Annotated in this window: 20 protein-coding genes; 16 read left to right on the forward strand and 4 right to left on the reverse strand. The window is 58.7% G+C overall.

The features are described 5' to 3' along the window. Nucleotides 1-129 precede the first annotated feature (129 nt). The gene (gene lgt, locus SD425_RS13615) at nt 130-1,119 is read left to right on the forward strand and encodes a prolipoprotein diacylglyceryl transferase (protein WP_324670483.1); all 990 of its coding nucleotides are present in this window, start codon (nt 130-132) and stop codon (nt 1,117-1,119) included. Nucleotides 1,120-1,202: 83 nt separating this feature from the next. Here the strand turns inward: lgt and SD425_RS30020 are convergent, their stop codons facing one another. Further along, complete coding sequence (locus SD425_RS30020) at nt 1,203-1,349, reverse strand: hypothetical protein (protein WP_416381001.1); 147 nt, start codon at nt 1,347-1,349, stop codon at nt 1,203-1,205. Between the two features lie 235 nt (nt 1,350-1,584). Further along, nucleotides 1,585-2,532 carry an SMP-30/gluconolactonase/LRE family protein gene (locus SD425_RS13620; RefSeq protein ID WP_324670484.1) on the reverse strand — a complete coding sequence of 316 codons (948 nt, stop codon included), beginning with the start codon at nt 2,530-2,532 and terminating at the stop codon, nt 1,585-1,587. 429 nt (nt 2,533-2,961) lie between these two features. Here SD425_RS13620 and SD425_RS13625 point away from each other — a divergent pair, with 429 nt between their 5' ends. After that, nucleotides 2,962-3,687, forward strand: coding sequence for an NADPH-dependent F420 reductase (locus SD425_RS13625; RefSeq protein ID WP_324670485.1), 726 nt, complete (start codon nt 2,962-2,964; stop codon nt 3,685-3,687). Between the two features lie 140 nt (nt 3,688-3,827). Here SD425_RS13625 and rbsK read toward each other — a convergent pair whose 3' ends face one another. Then, nucleotides 3,828-4,757: a ribokinase gene (rbsK, locus tag SD425_RS13630; RefSeq protein ID WP_324670486.1), complete on the reverse strand. Its 930-nt coding sequence runs from the start codon at nt 4,755-4,757 to the stop codon at nt 3,828-3,830. 319 nt (nt 4,758-5,076) lie between these two features. On the opposite strand from rbsK, the gene SD425_RS13635 reads away from it, so the two are divergent. From SD425_RS13635 to SD425_RS13650, 4 genes are all read left to right on the forward strand, one after another. Further along, nucleotides 5,077-6,108, forward strand: a complete 1,032-nt coding sequence (locus tag SD425_RS13635; RefSeq protein WP_324670487.1) for an LLM class flavin-dependent oxidoreductase — start codon at nt 5,077-5,079, stop codon at nt 6,106-6,108. A 162-nt stretch (nt 6,109-6,270) separates the two neighbouring features. Then, entirely contained in the window at nt 6,271-6,669 is a 399-nt protein-coding gene (locus SD425_RS13640; RefSeq protein ID WP_324670488.1) for an SRPBCC family protein, read from the forward strand. A gap of 163 nt (nt 6,670-6,832) precedes the next feature. Further along, the gene (locus tag SD425_RS13645) at nt 6,833-7,417 is read left to right on the forward strand and encodes a Crp/Fnr family transcriptional regulator (RefSeq protein ID WP_324670489.1); all 585 of its coding nucleotides are present in this window, start codon (nt 6,833-6,835) and stop codon (nt 7,415-7,417) included. Between the two features lie 157 nt (nt 7,418-7,574). Then, nucleotides 7,575-9,884, forward strand: coding sequence for a histidine kinase dimerization/phosphoacceptor domain -containing protein (locus SD425_RS13650; protein WP_324670490.1), 2,310 nt, complete (start codon nt 7,575-7,577; stop codon nt 9,882-9,884). Nucleotides 9,885-9,891: 7 nt separating this feature from the next. Here the strand turns inward: SD425_RS13650 and SD425_RS13655 are convergent, their stop codons facing one another. Then, a complete protein-coding gene (locus SD425_RS13655) occupies nt 9,892-12,399 on the reverse strand; it encodes a sigma 54-interacting transcriptional regulator (RefSeq protein ID WP_324670491.1) in 2,508 nt (835 codons plus the stop codon). Nucleotides 12,400-12,732: 333 nt separating this feature from the next. Here SD425_RS13655 and SD425_RS13660 point away from each other — a divergent pair, with 333 nt between their 5' ends. The 10 genes from SD425_RS13660 to SD425_RS13705 all read left to right on the forward strand — a co-directional run bounded on the left by SD425_RS13660 (nt 12,733) and on the right by SD425_RS13705 (nt 20,671). Then, nucleotides 12,733-13,332 carry a Crp/Fnr family transcriptional regulator gene (locus tag SD425_RS13660; protein ID WP_324670492.1) on the forward strand — a complete coding sequence of 200 codons (600 nt, stop codon included), beginning with the start codon at nt 12,733-12,735 and terminating at the stop codon, nt 13,330-13,332. Between the two features lie 56 nt (nt 13,333-13,388). Further along, on the forward strand, nt 13,389-13,997 hold the full coding sequence (locus SD425_RS13665) for a Crp/Fnr family transcriptional regulator (protein ID WP_324670493.1): 609 nt from the start codon (nt 13,389-13,391) through the stop codon (nt 13,995-13,997). A gap of 86 nt (nt 13,998-14,083) precedes the next feature. Beyond that, nucleotides 14,084-15,001 (forward strand): pirin family protein, encoded by a 918-nt coding sequence (locus SD425_RS13670; RefSeq protein WP_324670494.1) that lies wholly within the window; start codon nt 14,084-14,086, stop codon nt 14,999-15,001. Further along, a complete protein-coding gene (locus SD425_RS13675) occupies nt 14,998-15,315 on the forward strand; it encodes a GNAT family N-acetyltransferase (protein WP_324670495.1) in 318 nt (105 codons plus the stop codon). The genes SD425_RS13670 and SD425_RS13675 overlap by 4 nt, the downstream gene beginning before the upstream one ends. A 51-nt stretch (nt 15,316-15,366) precedes the next feature. Continuing rightward, complete coding sequence (locus SD425_RS13680; protein ID WP_324670496.1) at nt 15,367-15,966, forward strand: NADPH-dependent F420 reductase; 600 nt, start codon at nt 15,367-15,369, stop codon at nt 15,964-15,966. Nucleotides 15,967-16,036: 70 nt separating this feature from the next. Further along, nucleotides 16,037-17,008: an alpha/beta hydrolase gene (locus SD425_RS13685; protein ID WP_324670497.1), complete on the forward strand. Its 972-nt coding sequence runs from the start codon at nt 16,037-16,039 to the stop codon at nt 17,006-17,008. A 256-nt stretch (nt 17,009-17,264) separates the two neighbouring features. After that, nucleotides 17,265-18,011 carry an SDR family NAD(P)-dependent oxidoreductase gene (locus SD425_RS13690; protein WP_324670498.1) on the forward strand — a complete coding sequence of 249 codons (747 nt, stop codon included), beginning with the start codon at nt 17,265-17,267 and terminating at the stop codon, nt 18,009-18,011. 44 nt (nt 18,012-18,055) lie between these two features. Next, on the forward strand, nt 18,056-18,940 hold the full coding sequence (locus SD425_RS13695; RefSeq protein ID WP_324670499.1) for a quinone oxidoreductase: 885 nt from the start codon (nt 18,056-18,058) through the stop codon (nt 18,938-18,940). A gap of 246 nt (nt 18,941-19,186) precedes the next feature. Beyond that, the gene (locus SD425_RS13700; RefSeq protein WP_324670500.1) at nt 19,187-19,756 is read left to right on the forward strand and encodes a Crp/Fnr family transcriptional regulator; all 570 of its coding nucleotides are present in this window, start codon (nt 19,187-19,189) and stop codon (nt 19,754-19,756) included. A 642-nt stretch (nt 19,757-20,398) separates the two neighbouring features. After that, entirely contained in the window at nt 20,399-20,671 is a 273-nt protein-coding gene (locus tag SD425_RS13705) for a UBP-type zinc finger domain-containing protein (RefSeq protein ID WP_086595769.1), read from the forward strand. The last annotated feature ends 45 nt before the right edge of the window (nt 20,672-20,716 follow it).

The following is a 20,716-nucleotide window of genomic DNA, read 5'->3' on the forward strand; positions in this document are numbered from 1 at the left end:
ATGTCCGGCAACCAATCGCAAATTCTCCATTTCTCTGGCCAACAATGAGTAGAGTACTCGTTAATAAAATAGGCATAAAGCACTAGGTGCAAGCCACCTATAGGGTGTAATACTAATCTTCTTCCTGCGATGAATTTCTTTGCTACAGTTATGTGGACGGCTACCCCCGTGCTCTATGATTTTGGATTTTTCCAGCTCACCTGGTACGGGCTGTTCTTCATGTCAGGCTTTGTGTTTGGCTCCTTTATCATAGCGCACATCTACCGAACGGAAAAGGTAGCCGCTAAGTGGGTAGATGCGCTTATCCCCTACATGCTGTTCGGGACCGTGTTGGGTGCTCGCCTGGGGCATTGCCTCTTTTATGATTGGGATTACTACTCGCAGCATCCGATGGAAATCTTCTTTGTCTTTCCGTGGGCCGGGCTGGCTAGCCACGGGGCCATTATTGGGATTTTGCTGGCCATCTGGCTATTCAGTCGCCGCCACCGCTTTGACTATCTCTGGCTACTGGACCGCATGGCCATCGTGGCCGCAGTGGGCTGCGCCTGCATCCGATTGGGCAACCTGATGAACTCGGAGATTATTGGCCAGCCTACGCACGTGCCGTGGGCGTTTGTGTTCCCCCGGGCCACAGGACACCTACAGACACCGACGTTCCCGGCCCCTCCCGGAGCTGTACTGGTGCAACGACACCTGGAACTTGGCGGGCAAAAGTTGGAACTACTTTCACCGGGTCAGTGGCATACCGCCTCCTGGCAGATGGCGGTACCTCGCCACCCCACACAAATTTATGAGTCGCTGTTCTGTGTGTTTCTGTTCCTGCTGCTATTCGGGTTGTGGAAGAAATACCAGGAGAAAACGCCACGTGGCCTGCTGTTTGGTTTGTTTGTAACCCTAGAATTCTCGTTTCGTGTTGGCGTGGAGTTTCTCAAAGAAGACCAAGTAGCGTTTGAGAAGAGCCTGCTGCTCAACATGGGCCAATTGCTGAGCCTGCCCCTAATTGCCCTTGGCTTGTGGGTAGTGCTGCGCGCAGGCAAATGGCGGGGAAACCCCTACGGATATGCCCCACGCGAGGTAGACTCCACCTTCATGCTTTCCTCGGAATCGCAACCTACCTAGGTGGCACTATGAGCAGAACCGCAGCAAGGCTTCCAGCCAAACTGGTTGCTACACTTTGCCAAGCAAGTCGTTTAGCGCCTCGGTCATTGAAGGATGAATGTAAAAGTGTCGCGCAGAACCTCGTAGCGCACGCCCGCCTTCATAGTCACCTGCACAGTAGTAGTAACCTCTCCTGCTTCAGCACAGAACAGCGGGCAGCCTAGTATCTGGCCGGTGCCTTCTTCAACCACAGCCTTCAGCAATCAAGTGGACTCCTGCAGCATCTGCGCTGGCATGGTCGCTACCCGTACTTGGTAGCCCTGGGCACGAGCCTCCCGCTCGCGCAGCCCCCGTGGGCAAACGGCGGTGTTAGAAACTCTTTCCGGCTCAGTAGAGCAAGCTTTCTACGACGAAGGCCTGCTCTACTGACCAATTTGAAGCGCAACAAGCAACCCGCTAAAAGCAGCCTGCTCCCTCCTTACCCTGCTAGGGAATCGTTACGCGCGAAACGGTGAACGGCAAGGTGGGCAGTGCTGGCGGAGGCGTGGTACCCGTAGGCCGCAGGTTCAGTTGCGAATTAACCACGAGGAAGTAGTCGCCGGCCCGCGCAATTGTGGTGTTGAACTTCAGCTGGTTGCCGAAGCCAGCCCCGACGGTGCCTTGGGTATACGTGTTGTTTAGCTGCACCGGAAAAAGCTGCCCCGTCACGTTACGCGAAACGTAGAGGGTGGTGCCACTCAGCCACAAACCATCACCAGCCGTGACGGGTTGATCGAGCTGAATTTCCGTGATGGCCTTGCTGCTACGGTCGATGCGAAACAGCTTACCCGTATTGGAAATAACTAGGATCAAGTAACGGCCATCGGCCGTCAAGGCGATGCCGTTGGCGTTGAAGCCCGCGCCGTAGGGAATCTGCTGGTCGGTGAAGGCGAGCCACTCCTCGACGTCGCCGGGTGTGGCCGTTCCTACGGCCGCTCGGTAGATCTTCTGCACGCGCGAGTCAGTGAAATAGATGTAGTTAGCATCGACTGCACAGTCGTTGATAAAACCAGAGCCAAATAGTGCTTTGGTATCCCACGTTTTGATCAAACTCCCCTGCGGGCTCAGCACGTGAATCTTGTTTTCTTGCCCGCCAGCAATCCACAAGCGGTTCTGGGCATCGGTTTTCATGCCTCGGCAATCCAGACGGCCCTGCGCTGCACCCGCGGCAAAGAGGCTCGCGGTCCCACTCGCGACGCCCACTTGGATGACGTCGCCATTGAGGGTGCTACCCACATAGAAAACGCCTTTTCGGGAGTTGTAGGCAATGCCTTCGGGAAACAGCTGGTCACCTGGCAACTTGTAGGTTTCTTGTTGGACCAGAATCGAATTCAGCGGGTTTTCCCCGTCGAACTCTGGCGTGCAAGCCGCGCCGTTGAGCAGGAGCGCAGCCATAAATAGTAACAGTTTATTTCGCATGGTGGAGTGGGTTTGTGAAGTACATAGTTCACCTTGAACGCACTATGCGCAAAAGTGGATGCGTCTCCAAGCTGAACTAGTAAGCCAGTGCTATTCGGCATTTCGTGGGACGCCGTTTTAAGGGGGGCTAGCTCGTAGTCCGGAGCTTCGTATAATACGGAAGGTCCTGAAACCAAGAGTAGCGAATCACGTCCGGATGAGGCAATCAACGGTAGAAAACAGGAGCTTGACGGAGACTTACACTGGCGCGTCGCCAAGTTCCCCTTGCAAGGAAGCCGCTTTCGAGTAAGCAAGCACTCCAGCACCGCGCGACGACGCGCGAAAACAATCGGATGGCTAGATGGTCTTAGATAACGCCGCGGCGCGAAGCCGTTGCTCAACCCGTACCTATCACCCTCCTCCCCTATGAAAATTGGAATTATCGGCGCCGGCCACATTGGCAGCGCTTTAGCCGTGCGGCTCGTTAGCCTAGGCCATTCCGTGCAAATTGCCAACTCGCGCGGCCCCGAAACGCTGGGCGACGTGGCCCAGAAAACCGGTGCTACCCCGGTCACCGCTAAGGAGGCGGCTCACTACGGCGACATCATCGTGGTCACCATTCCACTGATAAACATCCCCGATCTGCCCCAAGACTTATTCGACGGCGTGTCAGCCGAGGTGCCGGTGATTGACACCAGCAATTACTACCCGCACTTGCGCGATGGCCACCTGCCCGAGCTGGAAAGTGGTACTCTCACCGAGAGCGAGTGGGTGCAGCAGCACCTAGGCCGGCCGGTAGTGAAAGTGTTCAATAATATTCTGGCCGACCACCTCGAAAAAGCAGGACAGCCCGCCGGCACGCCCAGTCGCATCGCCCTGCCCGTGGCCGGCGACGATGCCGATGCCAAGCAGAAAGTGATGGCTCTGGTCGAGGAGCTAGGCTTCGATGCCCTAGATGGCGGCAGCCTACACGAATCTTGGCGGCAGCAGCCCGGCACGCCAGCGTACTGCACCGATATGCACGCCACTGAGCTGCGGCAGAACCTGGATAGCCTCGGTACCGAACGCACTGAAGCGCAGCACGCGCAATTCTTGGCCAACCACGCGGAGCAAGAGAAGCAGATGGAAGCGCAAGGCATTCGGCTGAAATAGCCGCAGTCGAAAGTAGCGGCGAAGCCGCTTGTTGGCCTAGCTCTACCCCAGGTGCCGCAGTATTGTTGCTGCGCACTTGGGGTAGAGCTAGGCCTTCTTTTTCTTCCGTTTTTACCTTGGCTTACGTACTACAGGCTTAGCTATTTACCTGTCGGTACAGGCATGACCTCGTGCCTATAAGGGGCAGAAACCTGTGCACCCAGTCGGGTCACGGCAACCGCGGCCGCCTGGCAGGCAAACTCTGCTGCCTGCTCCCAGTCCCAACCGTGCGTCAGGGCGACGGCCAACGCGCCGGTAAATACGTCGCCGGCGGCGGTGGTATCTACCGCCTGCACGCGCGGCGCCGGTACCAGCCCCGTGTAGGTAGCTGTATGGACAAACGCCCCTTGCGCGCCTAGCGTCACCACGACGTTCTGCACGCCCCGCTCACGCAAGACCTGCGCCGCTACCTGTGCCGAGTCGGCGTCCCGCACGGGGATACCCGTGAGCAGTTCTGCTTCGGTTTCATTGGGCGTCAGCAGAAACAAGTCGCGGTACATGGCTTCGGGCAGCGGTTGAGCCGGCGCCGGGTTCAGCACCACCCTTTTATTCCGCTGGCGGGCCCATTCTACTAAGTAGACCACGGTGAGCAGCGGGATTTCCAGTTGTACCACAAGCAACGTCGCTTCCTCGAGCAGGGCCATGGCCTCGTCGATGTCGGCAGGCAGCAACTCATGGTTGGCACCCGGCGCCACCACAATCGTGTTCTGGCCCTCAGCGTTAATTGTGATCAAGGCCACGCCCGAAGCCGCCTCAGCATGCTGAGACACGTGGGTGGTAGCTAGGCCTTCCTGCTGCAAATTCGCCAGTGCCTGTTGGCCAAACTCGTCGCGCCCTACTTTGCCTACGAGCGCGACGCGGGCGCCTAACCGAGCCGCAGCGACGGCTTGATTAGCCCCTTTGCCGCCGGGGAACACCTGAAAGCCGCCGCCCAGGCAGGTTTCGCCTGGCACGGGGAAGTGGGGCGTGTGCACGACCAGATCGGTGTTGACGCTACCGACAATCACTAGCAAAGGACTCGTTGCTTCCATAGTATTCATGGGTAGAGTAACAGCTGCATACGTCATTAGATCAGTTGCCTTAACAAAGCCGTGTTCGTGCAAGTCTTTCGAAGATACAACTCAGGTTAGTACGAGTACGAGGTAGACATATTCCTAGAAGTACACACCCTGCTTAGGTGGACAGTTGGAGCGCAGATAAGTCATCGCCGCATTTATTGATTAATGTCAAGAAAACGGCTTGTGGCCTAGGTGCACCTTTGCGTGGTTGCCTCGACACAGGGGCACAACTCGGGCTACTCTCAATGCAGACGTAGCCACGGGATAAAACTTCACGCTAACGCAAGGTTTTATGCAAATAGGAATTGACAGCTTCGCAGCGGCGCTCTTGGATAATGGTACTGGCCGCACGCCTAGCAGGGCCGAGGCTATGAGTCAGCTACTCGACCGCATCGCCCTAGCCGACCAAGTGGGGCTGGATGTCTTTGGCATTGGCGAGCACCACAAAGCCGAATTTCTAGATTCGGCCCCCGCTGTGATTTTGGCGGCCGCGGCAGCTCGTACCCAACGCATACGACTGACCAGCGCCGTTACGGTGCTCAGCGCAGCCGACCCTGTGCGCGTGTTTCAGGAATTTGCCACCTTAGACTTGATTTCGCAGGGCCGGGCCGAAATGGTGGTGGGACGCGGCTCGTCGATTGAGGCGTTTCCATTGTTTGGGTTCGACCTAGATGACTACGATGCACTATTCAAGGAAAAGCTGGACCTGCTGCTAGCTATCCGGAGCGAGGAGCACCTGCGCTGGAAGGGCAAATTCCGACCGGCCCTGACCGGGCAGGGAATTTACCCCCGGCCTATGCAGCCGGTGCTGCCCATTTGGCTAGGGGTAGGCGGCACGCCGCAGTCCTTTGTTCGGGCTGGTACGCTAGGCCTGCCTCTCATGGTGGCCATTATTGGCGGCGATACCCACCGCTTCCGGCCGCTGGTAGACCTTTACCGGGAGGCCGGCCAGCGGGCCGGGTACACGCCTGAGCGGCTACAAGTAGGCTTACACTCGCTGGGCTACGTGGCCGATACCACGACCGAAGCCGTGGAGGACTTTTACCCGGGCTACGCCCGCACCTTCACCAACCGGGCCAAGGAACGCGGCGGCTCGCCCGTGACCCGTGCCCAGTTCAATGCCCAGGTCGGCCCCCTAGGGGCGCTGCTGGTGGGCAATCCGGAGGAAGTGGCGGCCAAGATTCTGCGCCACGGCGAGGCCCTAGGCGGCATTTCGCGGGTGACCTTCCAGCTGGATGTGGCTACCCTACCCCACGTCAAACTCCTGCGGGCCATAGAGTTGCTGGGCACGCGGGTGGCTCCGCTGCTTCGACAGGAGGCTTAAGAGCTATTCAGTTCTGGATATAGTAGCACTGCTAAGCTGGCTGGAAACGCCACCGACTGTCGCCACTTATGACCTAGTAGATATTTGATTTACAGTGAAATATCAGCTTTTCTTCTTCACATTGCCCGCTTCTGAACACAGGGCAGCATTCACTCCGCATCTATGGCTAGCACTGTCACCAAAACTATTAACATCAAAGCCAGCCCCGAGCGGGTGTGGGACTTCCTTAACGACTTGGCTAATTGGCCGCAATGGGCTATTCACAATGTATTCAGCGCCACGCCAGGCGAAAACGGGTACTGGCTCATGGAAGGGCCTAGGGGTACCCAGCACGTAAAAATGTTGTCGAACAAGGCTTTGGGCATCCTAGACCAAGAGTTTAATGACCCTGTGGAGGGCAACTGGCTAGTGCCGTGCCGAGTAGTAGCTGGCAGCGAAGGAGCGCACTTTATGATGACCTTCACCAAGCCGGAGGTGATGCCCGACGAGCCATTCTATAAGGCCGTCGAGCTGATTGAGCAGGAAATGGGCAAGCTGAAAGAGGTACTGGAGAATAGCTAGGCTAAAGCTTATGCTGGCTGGCGCTATTTAAAGCTGTTCGGCAAGCTCAGCATGACGGATTAGCGCCAAAACGGCATCGGTCGAAACCGCTGGGGTCGCCGCGGCTAGTTGCTAGGTCGGCGCTATTAGGCTGCGTATTTTGCGGGTTGTATGAGGTTTCTACATGGTTGACGTATTTGAACAGTACCTGCGCCCCCACGTGCAGCTGACCGCCGATGAGTGGACGCGTTTGCGCAGGTGCTTGGCGCTGAGCAGCGCCAAGCACCTGCGCAAACGGCAGTTTTTGTTGCACGAAGGGCAGGTGTGGCAATCTTACGCCTTTGTGTGCCGAGGCTGCCTGCGGCAGTATACCATCGATGGTAAAGGGGTAGAGCACATGCTCAAATTCTCCATCGAAAACTGGTGGGCCGGCGACCGGGAAAGCCTCGTAACCGGCCAACCCTCACGCCAATATATTGACGCCTTGGAAGCTTCGGACGTGATGCTGTTTCCCAAGGCTGACTTCGACCAATTTGCCCGCGAGGTACCCGCCTTCCACGCGTTCATCGACGGGCTATTGGGCCGCACCTACCTAGCCAGCCAACGCCGGGTGCAGACGGCCATCAGCGCCGATGCGGAAACCAAGTACCGGGAGTTTGTGCAAACCTATCCCCAACTCGCCCTGCGCGTGCCGCTGCGTATGATTGCCTCCTACCTAGGGCTCTCGGCCGAAACCCTCAGCCGCATTAGAGGGCTGAATATTAAATAGGTAGCGCGGGCCGCCAGCGGCGCTCCGCCAAAAGGCTTGACTTATGTCAAGGCGTTTTTCCACAAATGTCAAGAATGTGCCCCTAGGGGCTCTTCTACCTTTGTATCATCAGCAAGGCACTAATTTTTCGCTATCAGTTCGCCCTACTTATTACTCCGTGAAATACCTATTGGCGCTCTTGTCGTTGCTTGCCCTCACTAGCCAGGCGGAGCCCTATTACCCCATCTTGAGCAAGACCGAGGCTGACAATCTGCGCAGCCGGCTACGGCGCAATGCGCCTGATACTAACCAGGTGAAGCTGCTGGTGCAATGGAGTAACGACCTGTCGTCTCGCTACTACTACATGCAGAAGCCGGACACCATAGCGGTGTGCATTCGCCAGGCGCAGGCCCTAAGTAAGTCCTTGCATTATGTTGCTGGCCAAATAGATGCCGACTACGCGTTAGGATACTTATTGCGCAAAGACCCGGGCGGCCGGGAGGCTGTGTTGCAGGCCCTGGCGCGCAGCCAGCAGCGGCACGACCGACGCCGGGAAGCCATCGGCTGGTATCTGCTGAGCGAAACCTACGAAAAATCGATGGCGCTCCACCCGCAGCGGATTCGGTATTTCGAGCAGTCCATTCGGCTGTTTGGAGAAGTGCACGACCCGGTGCAGCAAGCTAGGGTACTCCGCGAACTAGCGGATGCATACTTAATGCAGGGCAAGCCAGCGCGGGCGAAGGAAGAACTGCTGCGCAGCCTTGCCTTGTATAAAGCGGCCGGCTACCGCAAGCAGCATTCTACCCTCGACCTGCTCGCCGCCACCAACGATGCGCTAGGCAATTACAAGGACGCCCTCCAGTACGCGCTGGCGGCCGTGGCGAGTGCCAAGCGCAGCCAGGATACCCTGATGCTGTGCACCTACTACATGCGGGTAGGCGCCGTGTACCAGCAGTTCGACCAGCGAGAAAAGATAATTCAGTACTACCGGCTAGCCATGCGCAGTGCCAAAGCCAACCATTATACCCAAACGGCACTGGGGTTGACCACTACCATTGCCCGCGTCTTACTCGCAGAAAACCGGCCGCAGGAGGCGCTAGCGCTCATTTTAGAAAATAGCAAGGCCTACCCACCTCAGGATGATTACTCCCGCTTAGCGGTAGCCCAAGGACTTGTTAGCTGCTACCTGCGCACTAAGCAATATGACCTAGCTACTGCCTATTGCCAGCAAGTAGAATCCTTCCTAAGGAGCAAGAATATCGTTGATAATACCCGCCTGCTGCATGGCGCTTATCTGACTATTGGTGCTTGCTGCCTGGCAACTAAGCAATACGCTAAAGCACGGACCTACCTCCTTAAATCATTGGCCGCGGGCCAGGTGGTGCTTACCCGCGGCAGTCTGGCCCACACCTGCCTGCTCCTGTACAAAGTTGATTCGGCCCAGGGTAAGCTACCCTCCGCCATTGCCTACTACAAGCGCTACAAAGCCGTCAACGACAGCATCTTCAGCGAGAAAAACAGCAAGCAGCTGGCCGCCTTGCAGATTCAGTACGACACCGAAAAGCGCGAACAAAGCATTGCCTTACTGACCAAACGGAACTTGGTGCAACAAATGACCATTCGACAGCGCGAGTTTCAGCGAAACGCCGTGCTAGGGGGCGCGGTCCTGTTGGTTTTGGTGCTGGGCCTGGGCTACAACCGCTACCGCCTCAAGCAGCGCAACTCTCGTTTGCTAGAACAGAAGCAACATGCGCTGGAAGCCCAGCAGGCAGAAATCAACCGGAAAAACCACGCTCTAGAGCAGGTTGTCAGCGAGAAGGACCAGCTACTAGAGGAGCGACAAGAGCTGTTAGTGGAAAAGGATTGGATGCTCAAGGAGATTCACCACCGAGTGAAGAACAACCTGCAGGTGGTCAGCAGCCTGCTCTCAACCCAGTCGCGCCACCTACAGGACCCGCAGGCCGTGGCCGCCATCCGCGAAAGCCAGAACCGGGTGCAGGTCATGGCCCTGCTGCACCAGAAGCTATACCAAGCCGACAACCTAGGTCGCGTGAATCTGGCTGATTACGCCCGCGAAATCGTCACGTACCTGGTCGAGTCCTTCGACCGCCAGCACTCGGTGCACATGAAGTTGGACCTAGCTCCCATTGAGCTGGAAACGACGTTGGCCACGCCCCTCGGGCTTATCATCAACGAAGCGGTGACCAATGCCCTCAAGCACGCCTTTCCTCCGCCCCGACGCGGCACCCTCACAATTAGCTTGGTCAGCCTAGCGCCACAGCAGTATGAACTCACCATCAGCGACGACGGAGTAGGCCTGCCGCTAGGCTTCGACTTGACGCGTAGCCGCAGCCTAGGCATGGTCATCATCAAGGGCTTGAGCCGCCAGTTGGATGGGCAGCTGGCCGTGAGCACGGCCGACGGCGTGCGTATCAGCTTGCAGTTTGACACAAGCAAAAAGTCCGTTTATGCCGAGGAAGTAGCCTAGGTCCCGGCTACTCCGCGCGGCTTTCTTTGCGCGAGGCAATACCTAACTTTTTCATGCGGGCTTCCAGCGTAGTGGCTTTTACGCCCAGCAGCACGGCGGCTCCGCGCGGCCCCCGAATGCGGTAGTTAGTTTGGGTGAGGGCGGCCAGAATAGTCTCGCGCATGGTATCCTGCATGGGCTTCACCTCGTTGCGAGGGGGTGCGCTGGGCAATAGCGGCGCGGCGAGCTGCAAGGTTGGCGGGGTAGACAGGATGGCGGCGCGCTCCAACACGTTTTCCAGCTCCCGAATATTGCCTGGCCAAGCGTAGTGCTGAATTTGCTGCAAGGAAGCATTGGCAATGCTGGTGAAGGGCTTGCCAAGCTTCTGGCTAAGCTTACGCAGGAAGTACGTGGCGAGCGGCAGCAGGTCCTCGGGGCGGGTGCGGAGCGGCGGTAGCTCCAGCGGAAACACGTTGAGCCGGTAGTAGAGGTCGGCGCGGAAGCGGCCGGCGGCTACTTCTTCGGCTAGCTCGCGGTTAGTCGCGGCAATGATGCGCACATCCACTCGAAGCGGATCCTTGCCGCCAATGCGTTCAATCTCTTTTTCCTGGAGCACGCGTAGCAGCTTGGCTTGCAACTCTAAAGGCAGCTCGCCGATTTCATCCAGAAAAAGGGTGCTGCCGTGAGCTAGCTCGAACTTGCCCACCCGCCGCTCGGTAGCGCCCGTGTAGCTGCCTTTCTCGTGCCCAAACAGCTCGGATTCGATAAGTTGTGCAGGTAGGGCAGCGCAGTTTACCTTCACCATGGTGCGGGTGCTGCGCGGCGAGCGGTTGTGCACGGCGCGGGCAATCAACTCCTTGCCGGTGCCGGTTTCGCCTAGCAGCAGCACGGTGGCATCGGTGGGCGCTACCTGGCCTACCCCCCGCAGCACTTCTAGTAGCGCCGGGCTCGTGCCAATGATTTCCTCGAAGTTGTGGCTGGTTTTCAGCTCTTCGCTGAGGTAGGTTTTCTCCTGCTCTAGCTGCTCACTTAGCTGGCGGATGCGCTCGTAGGCTAGTAGGTTATCCAGGGCCACGGCGAGCCGTTCGGTCAGTTCTTGTAGTAGTTGTAAGTCCTTCGCCGTGTACGCGTACGCTGCCTTGCTAGCTACGATGAGCACCACCACGGGCTGGCCCTTCAGCATAATGGGCACGGACATAGAGGACTTAAGCTGGAGCAAGTTGCTGTAATAGCGGGTCACTGGGTTGAGCTCCCTCGCTTGCGCGGCCTTCTCCCCTACGTGGAGCAAGGGCTGTCGCAGCCAAGCGTCCATCCCTTCTAGGATGTGCCCGGCCTCCTCAACGCTGTCGGGCATGGGCATGGCTTCCAGGGGCAATAGCTGGAAGTGGCCGCCCTGGTTGCCGACGGTGGCGTCCATGGCGCTGGGTTGGCGCAAGACGCGCCCTACCCTATAGAAACTGAGCAGGTCGAGAGGCAGCAGCTCGCTAATGGCGGCCGCAACCTGCGGCGCTATTTCGGCGCTATTTCGGCCGTTGCGGAACGCACTGGCAATGGCTAGCTCGGTGGCCTTGATCTGCCGCCGGCTTTCCAGCTCCTCGTAAGCTAGTAGGTTGTCTAGGGCGAGGGCAATCTGCGGGATGATGAGGCTAACTGCGGCGTAGTCATCGGGCGTAAACCCCGCGGCCGCTGTGGTACCTAGCTGCAGACTGGTGAACGTACGCTGCTGCAACACCACCGGAAAAAACGCCATGGATTGAATCCCGAAGGCCTCACTAATCGCCTGGGCCATACTAAATTCCTGGCTTAGGGTCTCGAATGCCACCCCACTGAAAATACCCTGCCGGTTGCCTGGATCGGCGGCCATAGGGTGCGCTTGCAGACTTAGCCGTTCTGAGGGCGTGCCGGGACCAAATAGCTCCGGCAGGCGCACCCGCTCAAACGTGCCCTGAGGCGTGCGGCGCAGCAGCAACCAATAGAAAATCTGCTCCTCGGGCTGACTAAGGCACAGATTGAGCACGTCAATGCGCACAAACTGGTTGACCTGCGTGGCAATGGCCTGGCACAGCTGCTCCCGGTCGTGCAGCGTGACAATGGCCTTGTTGACGGCTATTTGGGTTTGTTGCTGCTGGCGCAGCCTAGCTTCCTGGCTATGGGCGTGGCGGTAGCGGGCTATTTCGAGGGCGGCCAGCACGTCCCGCTCGCGGAAGGGCTTATTGAGAAAGCCAAACGGTTCCGTCACCTTCGCCGCGGCCAACACGTCGTCGGTGAGGTTGGCCGACAAGAACACGAAGGGAATGTGCTGCTGATTGAGCCAGTGCGCCAGCTCGATACCCGTTTCCGCGCCTTTCAAAAAGATGTCCAGCAGCACCACTGAGGGACGGCTTTCCGCCACCAGGGCCCGCGCCTCCGCGCCCGACTCGGCTAGCCCTAGCACCTGGTAGCCCGCGCCTTCCAGAATGTCACCTAGGTCGTTGGCAATCAAGAACTCGTCTTCTACGATGAGAACGAGAGCGGCGGGTTCGGCGAGGGCGAGCATAGGCTTTGGATGAGGTGTGGCAATTGGCTAGCTAGGCGCCTATTGGATCTGAAAACACGTTGGATCTACGCTTCTAAGTGTAAGAAGCCCCAACGGTGAAAGGGGCGCCGCAAAGCTGCCGCTTGTGGGAAGTTTATCCAAAAAAATCTCCAATATATTGGATAATCCAAGACATTGGAGATTTTCTTAACTCATAAAACTCTATACTTTTCTACACTTAACAATCTATCTTCAAGATACTTAACACACATATCCTTGGCTACGTTAGGGCGTTGGCACCTATTTGGCAACTAGCTGAGCAGTTCTGACCTTTTCCGCTCCTTCGCCCCTACTATGCAGGCTCTTCGCAACTACATCGACCAGCAAACCCGCTCGACTATTTCCGACGCTGATTTTGCACTGATTATAGCGGAATTGCTGCCTTATCGGCTTCAGAAGAAACAATACCTGTTGCAGGCGGGAGAAGTATGCCGGTATCAGGCCTTTGTGGTGCAGGGCGCGCTGCGCCTCTACACCGTGGATGCCCGAGGCAACAAGCAAATCCACGTGTTGGGGGTAGAAGACATGTGGATAGGCGACCGGGAAAGCTGGTCGCAGCTCACGCCTTCTCGCTACTATATTGATGCCGTGGAAGATTCACAGCTACTACTTATCAACTGCCCCCAAGCGCAGGAATTAGTGCGCCGGGTGCCACTGGTGGCCGAGTTGGTACGCATCCAGGACGAGCGCAACGCCATTGCCACCCAACGGCGCCTGCACGATGCCATTTCCTGCTCGGCCGAGGAGCGCTACGCCGCCTTCATTGCCCAGCATCCCACTTATGTGCAGCGGTTTTCGCAGCTCATGATTGCGTCCTATCTGGGTATTTCGCCCGAAACCCTAAGCCGCATCCGCACCAAGCTGCCGCACGTCGCGGCTACGGCCGACTCCTAAATGTGGTTTTGGATTACCGAACACCCTAGGTTCCTCTCGCTTACTACTCGCTCCCTATGCAGGCTTTTCGCACGTACATCGATGCTGGTATTTCAACGCCCGTTTCCAACGCGGACTTTGCTCGTATCTGCGCCGCGTTTACGCCGAAGAAGCTGAAAAAGAAGGCATTTCTGCTGCGGGCCGGCGAGGTGTGCAAGCACTTTGCCTTTGTGCTGGCGGGCGCACTGCGAATGTACAGCATGGACGAAAAAGGCGGGGAACACGTGCTCAGCCTAGGGGTCGAAAACTGGTGGATCGGCGACCGGGAAAGCTGCGTGTTGCTCACGCCCTCGCGCTATTACGTGGAGGCGCTGGAAGATGCTAGCCTGCTGCTGATAACGCACGCGCAAATGCAGGAGCTACGCCGCACCGTGCCGGCCATGGCCGAGCTGATGCGGGGGCTAGACCGGCGCCACGACATTGCCACCCAGAAACGCTTGGAAGCCGCCATATCTAGCACGGCCGAGGAACGCTACGTGGCCTTTTTGGCCCAGCACCCCAGCTACGAACACCGCTTTCCGCAGCATTTGATTGCCTCCTACCTGGGCATTTTGCCCGAAACGCTGAGCCGCATTCGCACCAAGCTGCTGGCAGCCAAAACTCAACCCGCCGCAGTGCTTTCTTGATAAAAGTCAAGGAAACCCCTTGGTCAAGCTGGTCACCTTTGCAGCAGCAGCATCTAACGAAGGCGCTGCTAACAAGCACGCACGCCATGACCAAATCCATCATTGCGCAGGTTGGGGGCACCAATGCCCGAGTGGGCAAACTACTCGTCAACCGGCTGCTGCCCAGCCGCATGGTTGCTGCCGTGGGCCCGTTCGTTTTCCTCGACCATGTGTATCCCACCCGGTTTGAGCCCCAGGTGCCGAAGGCGCCCACCGGCGAAACGGCCCACCCCCACCGCGGCATCGCCACCTTCACCTACGTGCTGAGCGGCGCCCTGGAGCACTACGACAGCGCCGGCCACCACGGCGTGGTATCCGCCGGCGGCGCGCAGTGGATGAAGGCCGGCCGGGGTGTGCTGCACGACGAAAACTTGAGCCTGGATTTTCAGGCCAAAGGCGGCGTGCTGCACGCGCTTCAGTTTTGGATAAACTTGCCCGCCCGCCACAAAGCGGAAGCCCCCGACTACCTAGCCCTGCACTCGACGGCGGTGCCCGAAGTACTGCTGCCCGAGGCGGCTGGCAGCCTGCGGGTGTTGCTCGGGGCGCTGGGCGATGCTGCCTCGCCGGTGCCCACCAGCAGTCCGCAGTTCTTGTACCACTTGCAGCTCAACCCCAAGGCCACCTTCACCCTCGCCACCAAGCTCGGCCTGGACTATGCCGCCTTCGTGCCAGCCGAGCCAGCGCGGCTCAACGGCCAGCCCTACGGCCAGAGCGAGTTGGTGCTGTTTGGCGCCGAAACGAAGCCCATCACCTTCACCAACCCTAGCATTGAGCCTTTGAGCGTGCTGGTGTTTGGCGGCGAGCCAATTACCGAGCCGCTCGTGGCCCAGGGGCCCTTCGTGATGAACAGCCACGCCGAAATAGCCACGGCTTACGAAGACTTTTTCGCTGGCGACTACGGGCAGATTCACTACGAGCCGGTCACGTCGCCGCAAGATTTATCGACCCGCATTACTCTGCTATGAACCCGACCTACCAAGCCCTGCCCCTCACTGATAATACCTACGACCAGCAGTTTGAGCTGGCCGTTGCGGATGCTACTGCGCTGGTGCAGTACCAGCTTCATCACCAGTACCTCAGCCTGATACACACCGAAGTGCCCGCCGACCTGCAAGGCCAAGGCGTAGGCAGCGCCCTCGTAGAAAAAGTGCTGCACCAGGCCGACGAGCGCCACCTGACCATCATTCCGCTGTGCCCGTTTGTGGCGCGCTACATCCACCAGCACCCCGACTGGTACCGCTTGGTAGCTCCGGGCTACCGGCCCGCCAGCGCGCACTAGCAGGCCACTCGCTCCCAACTTTTTATTCACATTTCACCACAACCTAAACACATGAAAATAGGAACCATCGGCGCGGGCAATATTGCCCAAGCGTTCGTTCGCCACGCGGCCAAAGCCGGTTTCGAGATTACCATTAGTAGCAAATCGGGGCCGGCTGCCCTAGCCGAGCTAGCGGCTACCATAGGACCGGGCGTGCGGGCGGGTACCGTCGAGGAAGCCGTGCAGGCCGACCTCGTGCTGCTGTCGGTGCCGTGGGATGCCGTGGCCGAGGTGCTGGCTAACGTGCCCGCCTGGCGGGGCCAGGTGGTCGTGGATACGACTAATGCCATCCACTTCCCCGATTTCAAACCACTGGACCTAGGCCCAAAAACCTCTACCGAACTCGTGGCCGAGCAAGCGCCCGGCGCCCGCGTGGTCAAGGGCTTTAATGCAACAGGCGCGGCCATTTTGGCCCTCGACCCGAACGAGGGCGGCGGCAAGCGAGTCATCTTCATTTCCGGCGACGATGCTTCGGCCAAGGCGGAAGTGCTCCAGATGCTCGATGCCATGGGCTTTGCTGGCATCGACCTAGGCAGCTTGGCCATCGGTGGCCGTTTCCAGCAGTTTCCCGGTCCACTGTCTGGCACTAACCTAGCCCAGTTCCCGGCGTAGCGGCGAGCCGCCCAGCTACTTCTCTTTCACTCAGCACCACCATGTGCGTAACTCCCCACTTATCAAGCCTATGCAAGCTCCTCCTTTTGCCACCGACCAACATCTCGACCCGCAGGTAATCGAGTTTCTCAAAGCCCTGAATACCGGCGGCCCCGGCCTTGAAACCTTGCCCGTGCCCGACGCCCGCCAGGTGTTGGTCGGCGCGCAGGCTTCGGTCAACGTGGACCTCTCGGGCGTGGAAACCACGCAGCGCATCATTGAGCAAGACGGCTACACGATACCCCTGCACATCGTGCGCCCCACCGGCACCGCTAATACGGTGCTGCCCGTGTTCATCTTCATCCACGGCGGCGGCTGGGTGCTGGGCGACTTCCCTACCCACCAGCGCATGGTGCGCGACCTGGTAATAGAATCGGGCTTCGTGGCTGTGTTCGTCGACTACACGCCTAGCCCGGATGCGCAGTATCCGCAAGCCATCAACGAAATCTACGCCGCCACCAAGTGGGTCGCCGCGAACGGTGCGGAAATCAACGTGGATGGCCAGCGCTTGGCCGTAGTCGGCAACAGCGTAGGCGGCAATATGTCGGCTGTTACCTGCCTCATGGCCAAGGAGAAAGGCGGTCCGCACATCAAGCTACAAGTCCTGATGTGGCCCGTAACCTCCGCCGCCTTCGACACCGAGTCGTTCGAGCTGTACGCCCAAGACCGGTTTCTGACTGCCCCGCTAATGAAGTGGATGTGGAGCACCTATACCACCGACCCCGCCGAGCGAGCCCAGATACACGCGTCGCCCCTCAACGCCACCTCCGAGCAGCTAGCCGGCCTACCCCCCGCCCTCATTCAAGTGGCCGAAAATGACATCCTGCGCGACGAGGGCGAAGCCTACGGCCACAAGCTCAGCGAGGCCGGCGTGCCCACCACCACCATCCGCTACAACGGCATGATTCACGATTTCGGCCTCCTCAATGCGCTGGCCGAGGTGCCGGCGGTTAAGTCGCTATTTGTGCACGCAGCGGCGGAGCTGAAGAAGTACCTCGGCTAAGCTACCGTTCGGCGTTCAATTCTCTCAGCCTCTGCTTTTACCCCAGTTAAGGTAGAAGGCAGGGGCTATTAATTGACCTAGGGCCAGATTTCGCTCTTGACAATTGCCAACGTGTTTTCTTGATAATTGTCAAGGAAGGAGGCGCAAGGATTAGGGAACCTTTGTCATGTCGAGAGAGCCCGGATAAGCTGGGCCGACACTACTTGCAACCCGCAGCAAGTCAGCCGAAACACTCATTGAATAACCTCTCCTTTTTATGAATCGCTTGACCGATAAAATCGCATTTGTAACGGGTGGCAGCCGCGGCATTGGGGCCGGTATTGTGCGCCGCTTGGCCGCAGAAGGCGCCGATGTGGCCTTCACCTACACCCACTCTGCCTCCCAAGCCGAAGCCATCGTGGCCGAGCTAGCCAGCACGGGCCGCCGGGCGCTAGCTATTCGGGCCGACAGTGGCGATACAGCCGCCATTCGGGCCGCTATTGACGAAACGGTCGTACTGTTCGGACGCATTGATGTGCTGGTGAATAATGCGGGCTTGTTCATCACGGGTACCGTTGATGATGCCGCCGCCGACTTAGCCGCCTTCGACCGGCAACTGGCCGTGAACGTGACGGGGGTAGCAGCCACCGTGCGGGCCGCCGTACCCTTCATTGGGGAGGGTGGGCGCATTATCTCTATCGGGTCTACCGGCGGTAGTCGGGCTCCCTATCCCGGCATTGCCGACTACGTGGCTACCAAAGCAGCCGTGGCAGCCTACACCCGTGGCTGGGCCCGCGACCTAGGTCCCAAAGGCATCACCGTGAACGTGATACAGCCTGGCAACATCGATACGGAAATGAACCCCGCCACGAGCGACTTCGCCCCTGCGCAAGCCGCCGGCACGGCGCTCGGGCGCTACGGGCGGGTCGAGGAAATTGCCGCCACGGTGGCCTTCCTGGCTAGCGCCGAAGCTTCCTACATCACCGGCGCCACCATCAATGTGGATGGCGGGCAAAGCGCCTAGCTGGCGCACCCGTCACGTATTCACCTTCTTTCGCTAGTATCTCTATGGAGCCACTTTCAGCAGCGGCGCCCACCGGCGTCGTGTCTATGCAAGCGCCCGGACCACCTTCCGTCTTGGTGTATGGCCAGGAAAACATCGGGGCACCCGGGCTGGGGCAAGTGCGCGTGCGCCAAGCAGCCATTGGCGTCAACTTCGTTGATACCTACTTCCGCAACGGCAGCTTCGCGGTTACTTCGTTTCCGTTCGTGCCCGGCGTCGAGGCAGCCGGTACCATCGAGGCCGTCGGCCCGGGCGTAACTGGTTTTAGGGTCGGCGACCGGGTAGCGTATCACTTTGTGGTGGGAGCGTACGCGGAAGTTCGCCTAATGCCCACCAACGGCCTAGTGCACCTACCCGATGGCATCACCTTAGCCCAGGCGGCGGCCGTAACCACCAAGGGGCTGATGGCGTGGGCCTTGCTCCGGCGCATTTATCCGGTCCAGGCGGGCAGCGTAGTACTGGTGCACGCCGCTGCCGGCGGCGTGGGCTCGCTCACGGCACGCTGGGCCCGGGCGCTAGGGGCCACCGTTATCGGCACGGTCGGCACGGCCGCGAAGCTGGCCGTCGTACAGCCCTATCTCGACTACGCCATTGCTACCGACCAAGAAGACTTTGCGGCGCATGTGCTGGAAATTACCGCTGGGCAAGGCGTTGATGTTGTGTACGATGGCGTAGGGCAAGCGACGTTTGCCGCCTCCGTACCCGTGGTAAAACCCGGCGGTACGCTCGTGCTCTACGGCTCGTCGGGGCGGCCCCAACCGGTGGCGCCAACCGTGCTCGCCCAGCGGCAGCTGACTGTAGTATCGCCGGTTCTGGGCACTTACCTGCCCACCCAAGCTACGCTAGCACAAGCCGCCACCGAGGTGTATGTCGCCCTCCAACAAGGCTAGTTTGGGGAGCTAACGACCCAGACCTACCCTCTAGCCGAATCCGCCCAGGCCCACGCAGATTTGGAAGCCCGGCGCACTACCGGCTCGGTGCTCTTGCTACCTTAAGTACCCACAGCATTCCTAATTAGGAATAGGTCTGAGAGCTATCTAGGTAGACCACAGTTCGACAACTAGGCGCGTGGGCTAGGATGGTACCAAGCGAGAAAGTCATTTCTTTTGCGCTTGGTACCATCCTAGCCCACGTCCATGTTTGCGGTGTTTGAGCAGTATTTACAGGGTAAAACGTTCTTTACCCCAGCCGAAATCGAGCAGATAAAAGCGGCGAGTGTCGTGCGCCCGCTGCGCAAGCGGCAGTATCTGCTCCAGGCCGGCGACGTGTGGCAGTCCAATGCTTTCGTGGCTAGCGGCTGCTTGCGCACCTACTCCGTCGATGCCAAAGGCTTGGAACACATCATTGGGTTTGCCGTGGAAAATTGGTGGGCCACCGACCAGGAAAGCCTGCTTTCCGGCCGGCCCTCGCGCTACAACATCGAGGCCATCGAGGATTCCACGGTAATAGTGCTTAAAAACGACGACTTTGAGAGACTACGCCGCGAAGTGCCAGCCTTCGATAAGGTGATTAACGCCTTGGTGCAGCGCAGCTTTATGGCCGCGCAAAGTCGGGTGCACTCGGCTATCAGCTATTCGGCCGAGGAGAAGTACCGCGAGTTTCTGCAAAAGTACCCGGGCCTGGCCCAGCGCATTCCGCAGCATATGGTTGCCTCCTACTTGGGGCTCACGGCCGAGACGCTCAGCCGTATTCGCCGCCAGCTGTAGGCAATACCATTTATCTCAACAAGGGCAATGGTCCAGCAAGGCGCAATTAATTGCGCCTTGCTGGACCATTGGTAGTTACTAGCTTATCCTCAGCGCAGTAGTCATGATACTGGACTGCTAATGAGCTCGGTGGTACACAGATTTTCCTGTACAACAGCACGGCCACGGCTATCCGAAACGTGCCTGTGAGAGGCTACTCAGCGCTTCGCTGTAGCGCTTAATCCTGGCGTCCACTTCCTCGCGCTTTGGGGTACCAGCTTTTACAAACGACTCGCGTGTGGTCCCTGCCTACCTCTACCCCGATGCGCAACCTGACTCGCTAGCTAAACTAGGCGCGCGGGTTCTGCTAACCACTTTCTTGATAAATGTCAACAAAACCAGCCTTGGCCGGCGAGCACCTTTGCGGCTAGTTGACATTGAACCAAGTTGTTGCCTGATTTTGCTACTCTCTCACTAAGGTCTTTCTGAGCATGCATTATCGACTTGCCGCTCACGGCCAAGCAGGGCCAGTTGCTATCGGTGGCCTAGTGGTACAACAATGAGTGGGGGTCCTCGAACCGCCTAGCCGAAGTAGCTGCTTATTTGGTCGAGCGCACTTAAGCAGCTTACCACCTTTCACTTACCTGTTTTTTTGCTTTCCTTATGGCTTCTCTCTGCTCCCACCTCTCGGCGCTCGACCCGGCGCATCTGAAAACGGCCCCGCAGCACGTCTGCCCCGAGTGCGTGGCCCTAGGCGACACCTGGGTGCACCTGCGCACGTGTCAGGAGTGCGGCCACGTCGGCTGCTGCGACCAGTCTAAGAACACACACGCGACCAAACACTTCCACGCCACGCAGCACCCGGTGGTATCGTCGGCCGAGCGCGGCGAGCGTTGGGTGTATTGCTACCCCGACCAAGAATTTGCGGAGTACTAATCGCCGGGCGCCGGCCTAGGGTGCTAGGGGTGCCACAAGTACTTG

It is taken from the genome of Hymenobacter sp. GOD-10R (assembly GCF_035609205.1).
Classification (GTDB): Bacteria; Bacteroidota; Bacteroidia; order Cytophagales; family Hymenobacteraceae; genus Hymenobacter.

What these genes read in the sequence shown, in the direction of transcription:
- SD425_RS13635 (WP_324670487.1), top strand. Translation starts at nt 5,077, where the DNA reads ATGCAAATAGGAATTGACAGCTTCGCAGCGGCGCTCTTGGATAATGGT.
- lgt (WP_324670483.1), top strand. Translation starts at nt 130, where the DNA reads ATGAATTTCTTTGCTACAGTTATGTGGACGGCTACCCCCGTGCTCTAT.
- rbsK (WP_324670486.1), bottom strand. Translation starts at nt 4,757, where the DNA reads ATGGAAGCAACGAGTCCTTTGCTAGTGATTGTCGGTAGCGTCAACACC.
- SD425_RS13625 (WP_324670485.1), top strand. Translation starts at nt 2,962, where the DNA reads ATGAAAATTGGAATTATCGGCGCCGGCCACATTGGCAGCGCTTTAGCC.
- SD425_RS13705 (WP_086595769.1), top strand. Translation starts at nt 20,399, where the DNA reads ATGGCTTCTCTCTGCTCCCACCTCTCGGCGCTCGACCCGGCGCATCTG.
- SD425_RS13655 (WP_324670491.1), bottom strand. Translation starts at nt 12,399, where the DNA reads ATGCTCGCCCTCGCCGAACCCGCCGCTCTCGTTCTCATCGTAGAAGAC.
- SD425_RS13640 (WP_324670488.1), top strand. Translation starts at nt 6,271, where the DNA reads ATGGCTAGCACTGTCACCAAAACTATTAACATCAAAGCCAGCCCCGAG.
- SD425_RS13665 (WP_324670493.1), top strand. Translation starts at nt 13,389, where the DNA reads ATGCAGGCTTTTCGCACGTACATCGATGCTGGTATTTCAACGCCCGTT.
- SD425_RS13695 (WP_324670499.1), top strand. Translation starts at nt 18,056, where the DNA reads ATGGAGCCACTTTCAGCAGCGGCGCCCACCGGCGTCGTGTCTATGCAA.
- SD425_RS13690 (WP_324670498.1), top strand. Translation starts at nt 17,265, where the DNA reads ATGAATCGCTTGACCGATAAAATCGCATTTGTAACGGGTGGCAGCCGC.
- SD425_RS13675 (WP_324670495.1), top strand. Translation starts at nt 14,998, where the DNA reads ATGAACCCGACCTACCAAGCCCTGCCCCTCACTGATAATACCTACGAC.
- SD425_RS13680 (WP_324670496.1), top strand. Translation starts at nt 15,367, where the DNA reads ATGAAAATAGGAACCATCGGCGCGGGCAATATTGCCCAAGCGTTCGTT.
- SD425_RS13620 (WP_324670484.1), bottom strand. Translation starts at nt 2,532, where the DNA reads ATGGCTGCGCTCCTGCTCAACGGCGCGGCTTGCACGCCAGAGTTCGAC.
- SD425_RS13685 (WP_324670497.1), top strand. Translation starts at nt 16,037, where the DNA reads ATGCAAGCTCCTCCTTTTGCCACCGACCAACATCTCGACCCGCAGGTA.
- SD425_RS13645 (WP_324670489.1), top strand. Translation starts at nt 6,833, where the DNA reads ATGGTTGACGTATTTGAACAGTACCTGCGCCCCCACGTGCAGCTGACC.
- SD425_RS13700 (WP_324670500.1), top strand. Translation starts at nt 19,187, where the DNA reads ATGTTTGCGGTGTTTGAGCAGTATTTACAGGGTAAAACGTTCTTTACC.
- SD425_RS13670 (WP_324670494.1), top strand. Translation starts at nt 14,084, where the DNA reads ATGACCAAATCCATCATTGCGCAGGTTGGGGGCACCAATGCCCGAGTG.
- SD425_RS13660 (WP_324670492.1), top strand. Translation starts at nt 12,733, where the DNA reads ATGCAGGCTCTTCGCAACTACATCGACCAGCAAACCCGCTCGACTATT.